Raw genomic sequence first — 16,465 nt, 5'->3', positions numbered from 1 at the left:
CATGGCGCCCGCCGAGTTCACGAACCGCCCCAGCCACGGGCATGAGGACACCGAAGCTAACTTATCAACGGCCTGAAAATGGGGAGCACGTCATCACCACTCCAGCGACATGTCGCGGAGTTTGACGGTAGATGGCGGCGATCAACACCTTGTAAAATCGTCTAGCAGCGGCTGGCGCGACGCGTGCCTGGACGACGACTTACTCGTTGGGACGGATCATCGAGGCGTGGCGGTCGGACGATACCGCCGTGCGCCCGTATAGCGGTTTCTTCGGCTGCCGGTTCGGTATCGACAGCCGCCTGCGTCGTCAGAGCATCCGCGGCAGCACATCCGTGTCACGGCCGTGATCGAGAAAGCGGTGTTTGACGACGCCCGCGACGTGCAGCGTCACCAGTGCCAGCAGCGTATAGGCCAGCACCGCGTGCGCCTGTGCGAACAGCGCGAAGGCGTGATCGTTCTTGGGCAGCAGTTCGGGCAGTTCGAGGCCGAAGAACGGGACGCCGTCGCTCTGCGTGAACGAGCTGGACATGGCATAGCCCATCAGCGGCACGACGATGACCAGCGTCAGCATCGCATATTGGACGATGCCGGACAGGCGATTTTCCCACCGCGCCAGCCCGGCCGGATGCGGCGGTACGGTCGATCGACGGCGCACGATCAGCGCAATGCCGCCGATCAGGAAGGCGAGGACACCGAATTCCTTGTGCACGGGATACAGCCAGGTGAACTTGGCAGCCACGTCGTCGGACAGCGACGTCATCGTCCAGCCCAGCGCGATCAGCCCCAGGATCAGGGCGGCACGCGTCCAGTGGAGCAGACGCATCGGCAGGGAGTAGCGGTCGGGGCGGGTCATCACGGCATTCCCTCGGGTCGGATATCTGTGCGATCGGCGGCGGTCATTTCAGCCAGCTGAAGGCATCGAATTCGCGTGCGAAAACGGCGCGCGCGGCACGCTCATACACCCGGCGCCCGGCATCGCCGTTGGTGAGGATCACGACCGCCACACCCGATGCCAAGTCCTTGACGAACAGGTTCGCCACCCCGTCGTTCGCGCCCCAGTGCCAGGCGAAACGCCGCCCGCCGCCGCTTTCCAATCCCCAGCCCAGGCCCCAGTCGAGCGGTCCCTGCACGCGAACGGCCTTGGTCGACAGCGCCGGATAGCGCTTCGCGAACGCCAGGAACCGCGCATAGTCGCCGGCGGTGGTCCACAGCCCGGCGGCCAAGTTGGGCGTCATGAACACGGGCATCGCCGGCTTGCCGAGCGCGGCGGCCGCCTTCTCCCGCTCAGCCAGCGTCCAATGGTCGACCGGCTTTGCCGGGCCGGCATCGCGCCGTATCGCATAGGCCGCAGGCCCCTGGTCGGTGAGGACACCGCCACCGCCGTCATGCGCCCAGGCAACCGGCGGCGTGGCACCCCGTGCCCAGCCATAGGTGCTCCGGGCCATGCCCGCGGGTCGCAGGACGCGCGCCTCGACCTGCTGCGCGGCGGTCTGGCCCGACACGGCCTCGACCAACCGGCCGAGCAGCACGAAACCCTCTCCGGAATAGCGGAACCGTGTTCCGGGCGCGAACGCGCTGATCAACGGCTCGCCCGCTTCGTCGCGCCAGTTGGGCAGGCCGCTGGCATGGGAGAGCAGGTGGCGCGGCGTTATCGCCCGCGTCGCGGCATCGGTGGTGAACGCGACATGCTCCGCGACGGGTCGATCGAGGTCGATCAGCCCCTCCCCCACCATGTCGAGGATCGCGACTGCCAGAACGACCTTGGACAGCGATGCCGCTTCGAACAGGGTATCGGGTGTTGCCCGCGCCGACCCCGCCTTTGCATAACCCACCGCACCGGAGGCGATCGCGCCAGCGCCGTCCAGCATGGCCCAGCTCACGCCCGGAACGGACGCGAGGTCCATCCAGGCCGGCAGGTCGGCAAAGGTGCCGGGCGTCGTCGCGGTCTTCGCCCCTGCCGCCGCGGCGATGGCGAGCGTCCCGAGGCACGGGGCAGCGAGCATCGTCCGCCGGGACACCAGATCCATTCATCAACTCCTGTCAGCGACTTGGTTGATGACATACAGGTTCGGCGCGAACAGGCCAGCCAGGAGCGCCATCGCAATCCGCGACGACAAGCGGCGGTTCTAACGAAGATCGAAGCCGGATCGTGGCGCTGTCGATGCGGCCACCGCGCGCCGGTTCCACGGCATGACCTGCAACAGCCGGGCCATGCCGCACCAGCCCGTTACGCCAGCGAACATCAGCCCAGACCCGACGAACGCCGACAGCGCGAAGAAACCGGGCGCGACGAACAGGCCGAGAAGGACGCCCGACAGCACCAGCGCACCGGCGGTGATCTGCACCTGCCGCATGATCTCCAGCGGCTGCGAACGGTCGGCGATGGTCGGCAGCCCGGCACGCCGCCAGCCATTGATGCCGCCGTCGAGCAGGAACGCCGGGGCGCCGCTCGCCGCGCTGACCAATTGCGCGGCATGGGCGCTCGTGCGCATCCCCGTGCGGCAGTGAAAGACGACCGGTAGACCGTCGCGCGGCAGGTCAGCGATGCGATAGAGCGGCAGGCTGATCGCACCGGGAATACGCTCGCGGGCATGTTCGTCGGTACCGCGAATGTCTATCAGGCGGGCACCGCGATCAATCGCGAGGCGGGCATCGGCGGGGGAGAGCGGCGTCGCGGTCACGGGCATCAATCCTTGCAATAAAGCTGGTAGAGGGTGGCGAGCAGCGTCTCGACGCGCGGATCGGCGATCCGGTACCACAGCGTCTGGCTCTCTCGCCGAAAGACGATGAGGCCCTCGTCCCGCATCCGGGCGAGATGTTGCGAGCAGGCGGATTGCGACAGGCCGACATCGCGAGCGAGGTCACCGACCGTCAGCTCGCCATGTTCGACCAGCTTGCACAACAGCATCAGCCGCCGGCCGTTGCCGATCGCCTTCAGCGTATCGGCGACCGCGCCGGCCTTTTTCTCGAACGTCGCCATGTCGATCAGCGGCCTGAGCATGATGCACACTCCTCAAGGTGTGCCTTATGTAGAATGTTCTAATATATAAGCAAGGCGTCACATGCGACGCAGCAGTCCCAGCAGCCGTTCGAACCCCGTGCCATAGGGCGGCCGGAACAGCGCGGTGCCGGCGATGCGCGATTGATGGAAGACCGGCTTCAGATGGCTGAAGGTGCGGAACCCCCATTCGCCGTGATAGGCGCCGATCCCGCTGGCGCCGACCCCGCCAAAGGGCTGTTCCTCCTGCACCAGATGCCACAGGCAATCGTTGATCGTGACGCCGCCGGCATGGGTTTCGCGCAGGATGCGGTCGCGCCGCGCGGCGTCGCTGCCGAACCAGTAGAGCGCCAGCGGACGATCCCCTGCCGTGACATGGGCGATGGCGGCATCGATGCCGTCATATTCGACGATCGGCAGGACGGGACCGAAAATCTCTTCCTGCATCGCCTGCATGGCGCGCGTCGCGCCCAGCAGCAGGGTCGGTGGGAACTTCGCCCCTGCCTCCGCCCCTTCGCCGATGGTCACGACCTCCGCGCCATGGGCACGCGCATCCTCGACCATCGCGGCAAGGCGACCGCGGTGCCGGGGGGAGATGATCGCGCTATAGTCGGGCGTTTCCGGCATGGCGGGATAAAGCCGCCGCACCGCCGCGACGATCGCGTTCGCGACTTCCCGCCCCCGCCCGCGTGGCACCAGCAGATAATCGGGCGCGACACAGGTCTGCCCGGCGTTCAGCAGCTTGGCGAACGCGATCCGCCCCGCCGCCTGCGCAATGTCGGCGCTATCGTCGATGATCGCGGGCGACTTGCCGCCCAGTTCGAGCGTGACCGGCGTCAGATTGGCGGCAGCGGCCTTCGCCACCTCGCGCCCGATGGTGGTGGAGCCGGTGAAGAACAGGTGATCGAACGGCAGCGCGGGGAACGCGCGTCCGACCTCCGCCCCGCCCGTCACCACGTCTACCTCGGTGGCATCGAAATAGCGCGCGACCAGCCGTTCGAGCAGCGCGGAGAAATGCGGGGTCAGTTCGGACGGCTTCAGCATCACCCGGTTGCCCGCCGCCAGCGCGGCGACGCAGGGGCCGAGCGCAAGCTGGAACGGATAATTCCACGGTGAGACGATGCCGACCACGCCCAGCGGCTGCGGCATCAGCCGGTTATAGGCCGGGCGGAATTGCAGCGCGGTCGGGACGGCGCGTGTCCGGGTCCAGCGTTTGAGGTACGACCGGGCATGACGGATCGCGCCGGACACCACGAACAGTTCGGCCAGGCGGGTTTCATGCGCCGAACGACCGCCGAAATCCTGGTCGATCGCCGCGACGATCGCATCCTCATGCTCGCGGGTCAGCGCATCGAGCCGGTCGAGCCGCGACCGCCGTTCCGCGAGGACCGGCCACGGTTCGACCGCGAACGCGGCGCGCTGCGCGGCCAGGCGTGCGTTCAGGTCCGTCATGGCGTCTCCTCACGGGGCTTGGCCGGCGCGTCGGGGATGACGTGCCGGCCCGATTGGTGGCAAGGATAACGCGAGCGTTCCCGCTAACGATCCGCGCAACCTGCGCGCCGCTGCGAAGCGCCCCCTTCGTGGGGGATCACGCCACGACCGCCGCCCCGGCACCCTCCCCCTCGTCCTGCGCCCTTGTCCGGCCAAAGCGGGCGTAGAGCGTCGGTAGTACGAACAGGGTAAGGAGCGTTGCCGAGACGAGGCCACCGATAACGACGGTGGCCAGCGGCTTCTGCACCTCCGCCCCCGCGCCGTGGCCGAGCGCCATCGGCACGAACCCCAGGCTGGCGACCAGCGCGGTCATCGCGACCGGCCGCAACCGCTGCATCGCGCCGATCCGCGCGGCATCGGCCCGCGACATGCCGGTGCGCAGCAGGTCCTGGATCGAGCTGAGCATCACCAGGCCGTTGAGCACCGCGATCCCCGACAGCGCGACGAACCCGACCGCCGCCGATATCGAGAAGTCCATCCCCCGCGCGAACAGCAGCAGGATGCCGCCGACCAGCGCGAACGGCACGCCGGTAAACACGATCGCCGCATCGCGCAGGTTGCCGAGTGCACCATAGAGCAGCAGCAGGATGAGGACGAAGCAGGCCGGCACGACGAGCTTCAACCGTTCGCTGGCGGAGGCGAGGTTTTCGAACTGGCCGCCCCACTGCAGATAGCTGCCGGCCGGCAGGCGGACCTCGTTCGCGATCGTCGCCTGCGCATCCGCCACGACCGATCCGACATCGCGCCCGCGCACATTGGCCTGCACGACGACGCGCCGCTTGCCGTTTTCGCGGCTGATCTGGTTGGGGCCATCGACGATGCGCAAGGTCGCGACGCTGGCCAGCGGCACGAACGCCCCGCCCGCCACCGCTACCTGCACCTGCGCCAGCCGGTTCAGATCGGCGCGGTCGGTGTCGGACAGGCGGATGACGACCGGGAAGCGCCGGTCGCCTTCGAAGATCATGCCGGCCGTACGCCCGCCGATCGTGGCGGTCACCGTGTCCTGCACATCCTGCGCGGTGACGCCCAGCCGCGCCATCGCATCGCGGTTCACCCGGATATCCAGCATCGGCAGGCCAGCGGTCTGTTCGACCTTCACGTCGACCGCGCCCGCCGTCCGGCGCAGCACCCCGGCGATCTGGTCGGCGGTGCGGTTCATGGTGGCGAAATCGTCGCCGAACACCTTGACCGCGATATCGCCGCGCACGCCCGCGATCAGTTCGTTGAAGCGCATCTGGATCGGCTGCGTGATTTCATAGGCGTTGCCGGGGATATGGGCGAGCTGCGTCTCCAGCCGTTCGACCAGCGCGTCCTTCGTCAGACCGGGGTCGGGCCACTGGTCGCGCGGCTTCAGGATGACGAACATGTCGGTGGCATTGGGCGGCATCGGATCGGACGCCAGTTCGGCGGTGCCGGTCTTGGAAAAGACGAAGCGCACCTCGGGCTGCTTCGCCATCAGCCGCTCGATCGGCACCTGCATCGCCTGGCTCTGCTGCACCGACGTCGCGGGGATGCGCAGCGCCTGGATCAGCAGGTCGCCTTCGTCGAGCTGCGGCAGGAACACCTGTCCCAGCGTCGAGAATGCCAGTGCGCCGACCAGCAGGCTGGCGACGCCTGCGCCGATGGTGATCGTCGGGCGGCGCATCGCCCGCGCGAGGCCAGGTTCGTAGCGCCGCTTCAGCCAAGCAACGATCCGGCCATCCTGTTCCTCTACCCGCTTCGTCAGCAGGCACGCGATCATCGCGGGAACGAAGGTGATCGACAGGACGAAGGCGAAAGCGAGCGCGATGATGACGGTCAGCGCCATCGGCACGAACGTCTTGCCCTCGACCCCGGTCAGCGTGAGCAGCGGGATATAGACGAGGACGATGATCGCCTGTCCATAGACCGACGGGCGGATCATCTCCCGCGCTGCCGCCGCGACCGTCTCCATCCGCTCGGGCACGGACAGCAGCCGCCCCGCTTGATGCTGCCGCTCGGCCAGCCGGCGCAGCGCGTTCTCGACGATGATGACCGCCCCGTCGACGATCAGCCCGAAATCCAGCGCGCCCAGGCTCATCAGGTTGGCCGACACGCCGAGGCGCAACATGCCAAAGCCGGTCAGCATCATGGTGACCGGGATGACCAGCGCCGCGATCAGCGCCGCCCGGAAATTGCCGAGCAGCAGGAACAGCACGACGACGACCAGCAGCGCGCCCTCGCTCAAATTACGGGCGACCGTCGCGATGGTCGCGTTGACCAGCGCGGTGCGGTCGAGCACCGGCTGCACCACCACGTCGGGCGGCAGTGATGCGTTGATCGCCTGCAACCGGTCGGCGACGGCGGTCGCGACCGTGCGGCTGTTTTCGCCGATCCGCATGACGGCGGTGCCGACCACGACCTCGGTCCCGTTTTCCGACGCCGATCCCATGCGCACCGCCTGCCCCGCGCGCACGGTCGCGACCTGATCCAGCGTGATCGGCACGCCTTCGCGCGTCGCCACCACGCTCTGCGCCAGTTCGCTGGCGTTGCGGATCAGCGCGTCCGACCGCACGGCCAGCCCCTCGCCGTTACGGCTGACGAAGCCGCCGCCGACGCTGGAGTTGCTGCGTTCGAGCGCAGTCGCAAGGTCGTTGAGCGTGAGGCCCAGCGCCGCCAGCCGCTGCACGTCGGGCACCACCAGATATTGCTTGGTATAGCCACCGATCGAATCGATCCCGGCGACGCCCGGCACGGTCTTGAGCAGCGGGGTGACGATCCAGTCCTGCGCGGTGCGCAGATAGGTCGCCTTGTCCTCCTCGCTGGTCAGCCGTTCGCCTTCGGGGGTGATGTAGCTGCCATCGGGCTGCTGCCCCGGCTCGCCTGGACGGTGACGGTCGTCGGCGCGGTGCTGCAGGCGGACGGTGTACATGTACACCTCGCCCAGGCCGGTCGAGATCGGCCCCATTTCCGGCGTGACCCCGCCGGGCAGCGCCTCCGCCACGCCCTGCAATCGTTCACCGACCTGCGCCCGCGCGAAATAGATGTCAGTCGCATCGGAAAAGACCGCCGTCACCTGCGCAAAGCCGTTGCGGCTGAGCGAACGGGTATGGTCGAGGCCGGGTATTCCGGCGAGCGCGGTTTCGATCGGGAAGCTGACCTGCTTTTCGACCAGTTCGGGCGACAGCGCGGGCGCGCGGACGTTGATCTGCACCTGGTTATTGGTGATGTCGGGAACGGCGTCGATCGGCAGGCGATAGAGCGACCAGGCACCGATGACGGCGGCGATGGCGGTGAGGAGCAGGACGAGCCAGCGCTTCTCGACCGCCCAGGTGACGATGGGTGCGATCATGGCTCAGTCCTCATGCTCCGCTTCGCCCTTGCCGAGCTCCGCCTTCAGGGTGAAGCTGCCGGTGGTGGCGATGCGTTCGGTGCCGGTCAGGCCGGATTTGAGGACGATGGTGTCGCCCGCCGCATCGCCGAGCGTCACCGGCGTCGCGCGGAACCCGCCCGCCGTCCGCACGAACACGATGTCGCGCCCGTCGATGGTCTGGACCGCCGTGGTCGGCACGCGCACCTTGCCGTCGCCATCGCCGCCCGACAGCTGGACCGCCGCCATCACCGCTTCGCCGACGCGCCACGTGCCCGCCCGATTGTCGAGCGTGGCGATGACGGGGACCAGCCGGGTCTGCGGGTCGAGCGCGGGCGAGACGAAGCCGATCCGTGCCGTCGAACGCCGGCCGGCGGCGGTGACCGCCACGACATTGCCCGGCCGCACCCGCCCCGCATCCTCGGGGCGCAGGTTCAGCGACAACGACACCCGCCCCAGATCGGCCACCCGGTACAGCTCCGTATCCGCCGCGACCGTCTGGCCCAGCGTCACCGGCCGCGCGATGACCCGTCCCGACAGCGGCGCGACGATGGCAAGGCGGTTCAGCGCACCGCCGCCGCCGCCCGCCGCCGACACCTGGCTTTGCGCCTGCGTCAGTGCGATGCGGGCTTCGGTCGCGGCGGTGCGCGCGGCGATCAGGTCCTGTTCGGGCGAAACGCGCTGGGCGAACAGCCGCTGTTCGCGCGCGAGCGTCGCCTGGGCCAGTTGCAACCGCGCCCTGGCGGCTGCGACATCGCCCTTCAGCTGCGCGGCCTCCCGGCTTTCGAGGATGGCCAGCGTCTGGCCCCGCGCGACCGCTTCGCCGAGGTTGCGGTTGAGCGCGACGATCCGGCCCGAAATCGCGGCGGAGACGACCTGCGTCGCCTGTGGATCGCCCTCGATCGTGGCGGGCAGGTCGACCGTTGCGGCACCGCCGACGATCGGGCGACCGATCTGGATGCCCGCCGCTGCGATCTGATCCGCCGACAGCGTGACGGCACCGTCGTCGGCATGGCCGGCTTCGGCATGCTGGTCGTTGGCCGGGGGTTGGGCAGCCGGTTCGCCGCTGTCGCCGCAACCGGTCAGCATGGCCGCGAGCGCCACGGCGCCCGCAAGAGAGAAGGAGCGCATCAGAAATTGGTCCCGGTGATGGGCACGGGGGCGGTCAGCCGCTCCAGCCGTGCGCGTGCAATATGATAGCTGGCGAGCGCATCGATCGCCGCCAGCCGCGTATCGGCCAGCGTCCGCTCGGCATCGAGCAGGTCGAGCTGGCCGAACTTCCCCTCGCGGTACCCGATGCGGGCGATCCGCGCCGCTTCCTGCGCGGCGGACAGCGCCGGTCCCGATGCCGCACGTGCCAGCGTCGCGGCATTCGCCACCTCCGCCCGCGCATCGGCGATCGCCTGTTCGACGTCGAGCGCGGTCATCCGGCGCACCGCTTCGGCGCGGGTCCGCTCGGCCGCGGCCTGTCCGATCGCCGCGCGCCCGGTGTTGAACACCGGGATCGGCACCGACAGGCTGAAGACGGCGGCCATGTCGTTCGTCGCCTCCAGCCGCCGAACCGCCGGGCCCATGTCGAGGTCCGGCACGCGGTTCGCGCGCGCCAGCCGGACGCCCGCGTCGGCGACGGCCAGGTCGGCATCGGCGGCGGCAAGCGCGAGCGTGCCGTTTGCCTGGACCGGCACCACCGGCCCGGCTGCCGGTGCCGGCACGCGGTCGAGCAGGGCCGGGTCAAGGGCAATGTCGATCGCCCGCCCAATCCGCCGCGCGAGATTGCCGCGCACCGTGTCGGCCAGCCGGGCGGTTCGTTCGACCTGCGCCGCGGCCGTGATCCGCGCGACATCGGCCCGCTGCTGTTCGAGTGGCGATGCGCGCCCGGCCTGTACCCGGATCGACGCAGCACGCAGCGCGGCTTCGGCGATGCCCAGCTGGTCGCGCGCCGTCGCCAGCCGCCGGTCGGCAGCGACCGCCTCGACATACAGTTCGCTCACCTGCGCCCGGACGTCGGCGGCCGCGATCGCCGCTTGCAGTTCGGCGCGCGACAATTGCGCCGTCGCGACGGCGACCCGTGCGCTGCGCTTGCCGCCCAGCTCGATCGGGACCATCACGCCGACCGTCGTCTCCGCGCTGCGCAATCCGCGAAACGCGCCGGACCCGGCGATATTCTCCACCTGTCCCTGCACGACCGGATTGGGACGCAGCCCGGCGACCTCCCGTCCGGCGCGGGCGGCTTCGACCGCCGCATCGGCCGCCTGCAGCGCCGGCGCGGCCCCGCCGGCCGCCGCCACCGCCTGTTCGAGGGTCAGCATCCCGCCGGCCGGCGCGGGTGGCGCGCCGGTCTGCGCCTGCGCCACACCGGCACAGGACGCCGCGACCAGCATGGCCGCAAGCAAATCTTTCATTCCGAAACTTCCTGACTGGGTTCAGCGAACCGGCATCAGCCGGCGGCGAAACAGGTCAGGCGCGTGGCGGTCGCGGCAATACGCTGTCGTGCAATCCTGCCAGCCGGGTCGCATCCCAGCGATGGCCGGTGGACAGGTCGGGGGCGTGCGCCTGCACGGCGACGGCCATGGCGGGGGTGCCAAGGTCGTGGGCGTGGCAGCCATTGTGATGATGCGGCAGCGCGTTGTCGCCATCGCCCGGTACTTCGTCGCCATCGCCCGGCTGATGCAGCGACAGTTCGATACCGGCGGCACGGCCACCGGTCGGCTCGGCCGCGTGCGCCATCGCCGACCAGCCGGCGAGGACCAGCATCAGACAGGCGAGGAAAGGCATCAGCGCGCGCATCGTCCGTACCGATAGCAGCCGCCCCCCGCCCTGTAACCCCCAAGATCGCGCGTCGGCGATGTCAGCGATGCCGGGAATGCGGCGGCGGGGCGGTGGAGGCGCGGATCGTTAGCTCGGCAGCGACCGACTGCGGCGCGACGGGATGCTCGCCCTGCGCCTGTTCGGCGATGATCCGTTCGACCGCCAGCGCGGCGACGGCGGCGATCGGCTGGGTCACCGCGGTGATCGGCGGCGTCGCGAAACGAACGATCGGCGTGTCGTCGAAGCTGACGATCGACAGGTCGTCCGGCACCGCCAGCCCCAGTTCGCGCGCGCGGTCGAGCGTGGCGATCGCCATCTGGTCGCTACTGGCGATGATCGCGCTCGGCGGATCGCCGGCCGCCAGCAGGGTGTCGGCGGCATCCCGGCCCGACGCATAGTCGAAATTGCCCGGTGCCAGCAGGTCGTCGGCAAGGCCCGCCTCCGCCATCGCCCCGCGCCAGCCGGTGACGCGCCAGCCGCTCAGTTCATAATCGCTCGCCCCGGCGATGAAGCCGATACGGCGATGGCCCAGCGCGATCAGATGCGCGGTCGCCATCCGCGCGGCATCCTCATCGCCCATGACCAGCGAGAACCCCGGCCCCGGCGTCAGCGACCCGATCCGCGCGATGCTGATCCCCTGCCGCTCCAGCAGGTCGAGGATCACCGGGTCCTGCGAATGCGGCGGGGTCAGGATCACGCCATCGGGCCGGAGCGCACCGATCGCGCCCAGCAATTCGCGTTCAATATGGTCGCTATGCGTGTCGACCAGTTCGAGGATCAGGCGATAGCCATGGCGGCCGCAGGTCAGCATGCCCCCCAGCAGCATCTGATCCACCCAGTCGGTGCCCTCGCGGCTCTGCCAGCCGGCGATGGTGCGATCGCGGTCGTTGAGCGCCAGGATCAGGCGCGATTTCGACCCGCCCATGCGCTGCGCCGCGATCAGTGGGACATAACCCAGCCGACTGATCGACCCGCGCACCCGCTCCGCCATTTCCGGCCGGACATTAGGTTCGTTGTTGATGACCCGGCTAACCGTCTGCAACGACACGCCCGCATCGGCCGCGACATGCTTGATCGTCACCGCCTGACGCCGACGCGGCATCAGGGGCGATCCGCCGGGCAGTAGCGCGCGACATAATCGCCATGCGGCGGCATCGTCGCGACGGTATCGGCGACCTGCCGCCGGATCATCGACAGCAACCGGTCGAGTTCACCGTCGCTGAGCTTCCCCGCGATCGGGTGATGCCCCTCCGGTACGATCCCCTGCCCCATCATCACCTGCACCCAGCTATTCTCGCCGAACAATTCCTCGTTGCGGCGGAATACCCGTCCGCTCTGGCGGAACAAGTCGATTTTCTGTTGCAGGCTCTCCGGCACGTCCATCGCGGCACATTGCCGCCAGAACGAGGAATCGCGACGGTCGGTGACCTTGTAGTGCAAAATCAGGAAGTCGCGGATCTGCTCCATATCCTGCAATTGCTGGTCGTTGAACTCGGCCACGTCGGCGGGCTTCACGCCCCCTTGCGGGAACAGCCGGATCAGGCGGAGCACGGCGCGCTGGATCAGGTGGATACTGGTCGATTCCAGCGGCTCCATGAACCCGCCCGACAGGCCGATGGCGACGCAGTTGCGATGCCATTGCCGCCGCCTTGCCCCCGTCGTGAAGCGCAGGAAATTGGGTTCGGTCCTGACGCCCCCCTCGACATTGCCGAGCAGCCGGTCGAGCGCGGCGTCGCGCTCCAGATAGCGGCTGCAATAGACGATGCCGTTGCCGACCCGGTGCTGGAGCGGGATGCGCCATTGCCACCCGGCATCATGCGCCATCGCGCGAGTATAGGGCAGCGGCGGCCCGACGCTTTCGGTCTGCACCGCGATCGCCGCGTCGCACGGCAGCCAGTGGGTCCAATCGTCATAGCCGGCGTGCAACGCCCCCTCGATCAGCAGCGCGCGAAAGCCGGTGCAATCGAGGAACAGGTCACCCTCCACCCGGCGATCCCCGTCCAGCAGCAGCGCGGCGATGTCGCCGGTCTCGGCATCCAGCTCGACACGGGCGATGCGTCCCTCGATCCGCTGCGTGCCGTCGCGCTCCGCCATGGTCCGCAGGAACTGGGCATAGCGACCCGAATCGAGCTGATAGGCATAGTTGGTCGCATCGTTCGGCAGATGCGCGAACCTGCCCTGCAACGCCGCGACCAGTTCGGTGCAATAGTCGTCATAGGGCTGCTCATGCCCGCGCGTGCGCCCGTTCAGCCAGTAATGCTGAAACCCCGCCGCCCAGTGATCGCGCCCGGTCGTGCCGAACGAATGGAAATAGCGGCTGTCGGGGGTGTGCCAGCCATCGAACAGGATGCCGAGCTTGAAGGTCGCGGCGGTGGCGGCCATGAACTCGGCCTCGTTGATGCCGAGCAGCCGGTTGTAGGTGACCAGCGGCGGGATGGTCGATTCCCCCACCCCGACCGTGCCGATCGCTTCGGATTCGACCAACGTCACCTCGACCATATGGCCCATCGTCCGGGCGATGGCGGCGGCGGCCATCCAGCCGGCGGTGCCGCCGCCGGCGACGACGACGCGGGTGACGCTCATTTCGCCAACTGCCGCAGCAGGAAGTTGCGCAGCCGCCCGGCGCTCTCGGCGGTCAGCGGATCGAGCACGCCGCGCCCACCCTCCGGAATATGCGCGGTCACCGCGTCGTCGTTGGTAAAGACATAATGGTCGAACACCGCGCGCCAATGCGCCTTCTGGTCATCGGGCAGGTCACGAATGGCAAGGATCGCATGATGCAACGCGTCCTGCGGCTGGCCCAGCCAGCGCGGCTGATCGCGCCACCAATAGTTGACCAGGATGTTGAACGCCTCCAGCCCCTCGACGTGATGCCACCATAGGGAGGGTATGTGGATCGCGTCACCAGGGCCAAGTTCAGCAACCTGCGCATGGGCCAATGCCTCGGCAAAGCGCGGATGGCGCGCAAGGTCCGGCGCGCTGAAATCGACCATCGACACCGCCCGTCCCGCTGGCGTATTGTCGAGCGGCCCCAGATGCAGGTTGGCGAACTGATCGGGCGGGAACAACGTAAACCGCCGCCGCCCCGCCGCCACGCAGGCGAGGTTCGCGGGCAGGTCGTTATGCGCGGCGATACGGGTGCGCGTGCCGATCCAGATGCTGGCCAGCGGCTCGCGGCTGCCAAGGTCGACGCGGTTCGCCTCGTCCAGCCCGTCGAAGAACCCACGCATGTCGATCGAGGCGAGGTAGATCGGCCGGGGATCGTCGGCCTGTTCCACCCGCGCCATTTCCCCCAAAATATCGGGCAGTTTCGCGCGGACGGTGGCAAAGTTCATCGCCATCGCATCGTCGTAGAACAGCCGCCCGCCACTGCCGGGCTGGCCGACCGACACGGTGAAGGGGATGTCACGGTGATGCTGCACCAGGTAATCGCGCGCCGCCTGCGACGATGCCCGCGCCGCCTGGACAAGCGGCCAGTCGGACACCAGCCCGCGCACCACGAACGGCGCAGTCGCCTCGCGCAGCAACCGGTCGAGCGTGGCGGCATCGGCCGCCTCGACCTCGGCGATGGGGGGCAGGTCAGCCATGCCGGTTCTTGCGCGCGATCAGCGCGGGCAGGTTCGCCAGCGACGCGATCGCCATATAGATCGGCAGCAGATGCCCGTCGGCGTTCAGCCGCCCCAGCGTCGCGGCGTCCAGCTCGGCGATCCGCTCCTCGGCAATCGTATGGAACCCGACCAGCCGGTTGGTTGCCCCATTGTCCAGCGTCACCTCCAGCGTGAAGGGTTCGAGCAGGCCGTAGCGGTCGAGCGCGTCCATGAACGCCGCCGACCCGCGATAGCCCGCGTCCAGCGCCCCCAGCCGTTCGAGGATCACGTCCAGATAGGGCGACGGCCGCCCCTCCCGGTCGAAGATCCGCACGCCATCGTCGGTGGCGATGCGCGGGCTGGCCATGTCGATCACCGCCTTGGGCGTCGTGTCGGCACCCGGCGCGCCGCCGATCAGGAATGGCTGGATATCGATCGACAGCGGCAGATAGGGTGCGTCCCAACGGCCATCGGCGAGGAACAGGTTTTCGCCCGCGTCGAACCCGAACAGCGCCAGCGCCACGAAGCCGTCGCGTTCGCGGTTCTGGCGGAACAGAATCGGGTAGCTGCCCTGCACCTGCCGGAACTCGTCGGGCACGATCAGCGCGGTCATCACCCCGTCGCCCAGTGCGACCGAGCGTTCGCGGCGAACCCTCAGCTCGCGATGTGCGGCGACGTTCAGCAGTTGATGGTCAGACATGGGCAATCCCGGCAGGAGGGGTGAGCGCGCGCAGATAGGCGCGGTTGGTCGGCAGGCTGGCGGCGAGCGTCCGGGCGCGTTGCCGCACCTGATGCAGCGCAGCTTCGGCACCTGGCGCGGCACGCAGCGGACCGGCGGGCGGCGGAGCGAACCCCATGCCGTACAGCACATATTGGTGGCTGGCCGCCGGAAACACCTCGTCCGCATGGGCGAAGTCGGCGGGCGACGGCGGTTGGGTCCGCCACAGGTCCAGCTGGTCCTGCAACGAGCCGGTCCAGCTCGCCGGGTCGCGGTGCGCCCGCCAGTACGGCGTGTCGCGCTCGCTCAGCACATAATGCAGCTTCAGGAAATCGACGATCCGGTCCCAGCGATAGCGGAACAGCGCATTGAACCGCCCCGCATGCTGCGCCATTGCCCCCCGCTCCGCCGGGAAGCGGTCGAGCAGCGCATCGATCGACAGCTCGATCAACACGATCGCCGACGCTTCAAGCGGTTCGAGGAAACCGGCCGACAAGCCGATCGCCACGCAATTCCCCTGCCAGAACCGCTCGCGATGCGCCGAGCGGAAGCGCAGCTGGCGAAACGACAGGTGGTCGGGATCGACGCCCGGCGCGGTGCGCGACAAATAGCCACGCAGGGTCGCCGCCGCCGCATCGTCGCTGAGGTGATCGGACGCATAAACGCAACCGACCCCGCGCCGGCTGGGCAGGCCGATGTCCCAGAGCCAGCCGGCGTCGTGCGCGGTGGCGTTGGTCTGCGATGCGATCGGGCTGTCGGGCGCGACCGGCACCTGCACCGCCAACGCGCGGTCGTTGAACAGGATCGGCGTGCGATCGATCGTCCCGATCCCGTAATGGCCACCGATCAGCAGCGCGGCATGGCCGGTGCAGTCGAGGAACAGGTCGCCCGCAATCCGCCCCGATTGCCGCGTGACGACGGCGGCGATATCGCCACCCTCGCCCGCCTCGACCGCCGTCACATGATCGCGGACATGGGTCACGCCCAGCCGGTTGCAGGCGGTATCGCGCAACAGCGCCGCGAACTTGCCCGCGTCGAGGTGATAGCCATAGTTGAGCGCCCCGGCATAGGGCGGCATCGCCGGCTGGCGCGGGGCGAGGTCGTCAGCACAGACCAGCGGCTGGGCACAGACCGCTTCAGCGAAACGCCCCTCGCTCCATCCCCGCAGCAGGTCGGCGGCGGGCAAATCGGCAGGGGCGGTAAAGGGGTGGTAATAAAAGTCATCGGGCGCGCCGGTGCGCCACCCGTCAAAGCGCGACCCCTGTTTGAACGACGCACCGGCGGCGCGCAGGAAGGTCGCTTCGTCGATGCCGATCCGCGCCAGCGTGCCGCGCATCGTCGGCCACGTCCCCTCGCCCACGCCGATCGTGGCGACGTCGGGGGATTCGACCAGCGTGACCGACAGTGGCGCATCGGCCTGCCGGTCGGCCGCCGCCGCGATGCGGCATGCCGCCAGCCACCCGGCGGTGCCCCCGCCGACGACCACGATCCGTCTTACCCGCTGCGTCACGCTATACTGGTCCCGTCTCCGGTTA

At 69.0% G+C, this 16,465-nt stretch carries 14 protein-coding genes; all 14 read right to left on the bottom strand.

Features of this window, described 5'->3' with window-relative positions; translation table 11 throughout:
- Positions 1–307: 307 nt before the first annotated feature.
- The 14 genes from ASE67_RS16010 to ASE67_RS15940 all read right to left on the bottom strand — a co-directional run bounded on the left by ASE67_RS16010 (position 308) and on the right by ASE67_RS15940 (position 16,440).
- Positions 308–853, bottom strand: a complete 546-nt coding sequence (locus ASE67_RS16010) for a cytochrome b (protein WP_055763619.1) — start codon at positions 851–853, stop codon at positions 308–310.
- A 43-nt stretch (positions 854–896) separates the two neighbouring features.
- The gene (locus ASE67_RS17855; protein WP_082457191.1) at positions 897–2,027 is read right to left on the bottom strand and encodes a serine hydrolase domain-containing protein; all 1,131 of its coding nucleotides are present in this window, start codon (positions 2,025–2,027) and stop codon (positions 897–899) included.
- A 99-nt stretch (positions 2,028–2,126) separates the two neighbouring features.
- Positions 2,127–2,681: a rhodanese family protein gene (locus ASE67_RS15995; protein WP_055763694.1), complete on the bottom strand. Its 555-nt coding sequence runs from the start codon at positions 2,679–2,681 to the stop codon at positions 2,127–2,129.
- A gap of 5 nt (positions 2,682–2,686) precedes the next feature.
- Positions 2,687–3,001 carry an ArsR/SmtB family transcription factor gene (locus ASE67_RS15990; protein WP_055763617.1) on the bottom strand — a complete coding sequence of 105 codons (315 nt, stop codon included), beginning with the start codon at positions 2,999–3,001 and terminating at the stop codon, positions 2,687–2,689.
- 57 nt (positions 3,002–3,058) lie between these two features.
- Positions 3,059–4,450 (bottom strand): coniferyl aldehyde dehydrogenase, encoded by a 1,392-nt coding sequence (locus ASE67_RS15985; RefSeq protein WP_055763615.1) that lies wholly within the window; start codon positions 4,448–4,450, stop codon positions 3,059–3,061.
- A gap of 136 nt (positions 4,451–4,586) precedes the next feature.
- Entirely contained in the window at positions 4,587–7,799 is a 3,213-nt protein-coding gene (locus ASE67_RS15980; RefSeq protein ID WP_055763613.1) for an efflux RND transporter permease subunit, read from the bottom strand.
- Positions 7,800–7,802: 3 nt separating this feature from the next.
- A complete protein-coding gene (locus ASE67_RS15975; RefSeq protein WP_055763611.1) occupies positions 7,803–8,948 on the bottom strand; it encodes an efflux RND transporter periplasmic adaptor subunit in 1,146 nt (381 codons plus the stop codon).
- Positions 8,948–10,219 (bottom strand): TolC family protein, encoded by a 1,272-nt coding sequence (locus ASE67_RS15970; protein WP_055763608.1) that lies wholly within the window; start codon positions 10,217–10,219, stop codon positions 8,948–8,950. Before ASE67_RS15970 ends, ASE67_RS15975 begins: the two co-directional genes overlap by 1 nt.
- A gap of 55 nt (positions 10,220–10,274) precedes the next feature.
- On the bottom strand, positions 10,275–10,604 hold the full coding sequence (locus tag ASE67_RS15965; RefSeq protein ID WP_055763606.1) for a hypothetical protein: 330 nt from the start codon (positions 10,602–10,604) through the stop codon (positions 10,275–10,277).
- A 61-nt stretch (positions 10,605–10,665) separates the two neighbouring features.
- Positions 10,666–11,727: a LacI family DNA-binding transcriptional regulator gene (locus ASE67_RS15960; protein ID WP_055763604.1), complete on the bottom strand. Its 1,062-nt coding sequence runs from the start codon at positions 11,725–11,727 to the stop codon at positions 10,666–10,668.
- Entirely contained in the window at positions 11,727–13,208 is a 1,482-nt protein-coding gene (locus ASE67_RS15955; protein ID WP_055763602.1) for a tryptophan halogenase family protein, read from the bottom strand. Before ASE67_RS15955 ends, ASE67_RS15960 begins: the two co-directional genes overlap by 1 nt.
- Positions 13,205–14,212: a cupin-like domain-containing protein gene (locus tag ASE67_RS15950; RefSeq protein ID WP_055763600.1), complete on the bottom strand. Its 1,008-nt coding sequence runs from the start codon at positions 14,210–14,212 to the stop codon at positions 13,205–13,207. Before ASE67_RS15950 ends, ASE67_RS15955 begins: the two co-directional genes overlap by 4 nt.
- Positions 14,205–14,912 carry a SapC family protein gene (locus ASE67_RS15945; protein WP_055763597.1) on the bottom strand — a complete coding sequence of 236 codons (708 nt, stop codon included), beginning with the start codon at positions 14,910–14,912 and terminating at the stop codon, positions 14,205–14,207. The genes ASE67_RS15950 and ASE67_RS15945 overlap by 8 nt, the downstream gene beginning before the upstream one ends.
- A complete protein-coding gene (locus ASE67_RS15940; RefSeq protein WP_055763596.1) occupies positions 14,905–16,440 on the bottom strand; it encodes a tryptophan halogenase family protein in 1,536 nt (511 codons plus the stop codon). Before ASE67_RS15940 ends, ASE67_RS15945 begins: the two co-directional genes overlap by 8 nt.
- Positions 16,441–16,465: the final 25 nt, after the last annotated feature.

The sequence above is a fragment of the Sphingomonas sp. Leaf23 genome, assembly GCF_001421585.1.
Lineage (GTDB): Bacteria > Pseudomonadota > Alphaproteobacteria > Sphingomonadales > Sphingomonadaceae > Sphingomonas.
This window is presented reverse-complemented; position numbering and strand designations above follow the sequence as displayed.